This window comes from Peribacillus sp. CSMR9 (assembly GCF_033141925.1).
Taxonomy (GTDB): Bacteria; Bacillota; Bacilli; order Bacillales; family DSM-1321; genus Peribacillus; species Peribacillus simplex_A.
Genome location: NZ_JAOPHO010000181.1, coordinates 1 through 1466 on the forward strand (window position 1 = coordinate 1; position 1466 = coordinate 1466).

Below are 1466 nucleotides of genomic sequence, written 5' to 3' on the forward strand. Positions count from 1 at the left end.
TTGGTCTCTATACTCGTATCTTACTGAGGGGCTCTATTTTTTTCAAACCTGATATTTAACGATCTACAGGAATGCTATAGGGGCAGGATAGTTGGATAAGGTGATATTTGGATTAAGATAGATATAAGTAGAAAAGTTAATAACAAGGGGTGATTTTTTGGAGAAAAATATTGGGGATGTAGATTTTTTTTAACAAGTAGTAAAAAGACTGTGCAAAAAAACAATATTTCCCCTCAGAAACCTAAATTTGAAATCATCGAGAACGTATTGGTTATTAGCATTAAGAACCATTTAAAAGATGGAGTAGACTTAGATTGTTTTAATATTTTAAACCTTATTTACCGAACAATTGGACCTTTAGAAGAGAGCTGAACAAACAAGAAATAGAATTATTGAGGCTTATGAGAGTGTCAAGGCAGTTTATTTTGATTATAGCAATGAAATGAATACCATTTGGCGATGAATTATTTTACTATGTTTTTAATGTTTTTACTGATATATGCAAAGGTAGCAGTACACTAATAAAGTAATAAGGTTTACTTCAGTAAAATAAGGTATATTATATTTAATGAATAGATTCTCTTTAAAGACAAGAAAAGTAGGTGAACAAAGTGGGAAAATATCAATTGGATACCAAAGGTAAGGTAGCTGTGACAAAGTTTCATGAAAAACAGGCGCCTGCCAAATTTGATAAAAAGCAGCACCTTGAAAAAATACGTGCGGAGTATTTGAAAAAGAAGCAAAAACAAACAGATAAATAATATGAATGAAAACATAGGAAGATTAAAACCTCCCTATGTTTTTCTTATTCGAGGTTCTTTTTTCAATTGATGATAGAGTTTATTATTCCCATAAATTTCAGATTCGGTGACAAAAAACTCGTCATCAGATATCCATTCCTCACTAAAAATTTCAGTAGCAGAATCAATAGACCAGCCGTTATTTTGGGTACACCAGTAATCTCCAGCAGAAATTTTTAAAACATTTGGATACTCACTTGGCTTAGGTAGCTGAATAAAAAGATAAGTCTCGATCTTTTCAGCAAGATACTTTCTCAACACCCCACACTCAAAGAAATCAGGGAATCCCAATGCGCTGAATTTACTTAGAACTAATATAGAATAATTTAAAATAATTGAAAAAATATACCTCAATTAAATAAACTGCAATCTTTTAAATTGTTGATATATCAATGTTTCTAACGTATTTTTTGATGAATTTATAAACTCAGTTACGTTTTTCCGGATTTTTTGTATATGGTGCAAACAAACACAAGAAAATAGGTAAGTTATTCATCGTTCAGATATACACAGGCTATTTTTTCAAACCTCTTACTTATGCAACTAACGCATGCGTTAGCTGAAGATCGGAGCTGTCTTTAAGATAGCTCTTTTTTGTGCGCCCGGCATGGGTGCAATCTATAGGGTGAAAGTCCCGAACCATGAAGGCAGTAGTAGTGGTTAGCT

General features: G+C 32.2%; 2 protein-coding genes. One reads left to right on the forward strand and one right to left on the reverse strand.

Translation table 11 applies throughout. The features are described from left to right. The first annotated feature begins 611 nt into the window (after positions 1 to 611). Positions 612 to 761 carry a hypothetical protein gene (locus N9I19_RS24720; protein WP_089365001.1) on the forward strand — a complete coding sequence of 50 codons (150 nt, stop codon included), beginning with the start codon at positions 612 to 614 and terminating at the stop codon, positions 759 to 761. A gap of 33 nt (positions 762 to 794) precedes the next feature. Here the strand turns inward: N9I19_RS24720 and N9I19_RS24725 are convergent, their stop codons facing one another. Then, positions 795 to 1154, reverse strand: a complete 360-nt coding sequence (locus N9I19_RS24725) for a hypothetical protein (RefSeq protein WP_317779329.1) — start codon at positions 1152 to 1154, stop codon at positions 795 to 797. Positions 1155 to 1466: the final 312 nt, after the last annotated feature.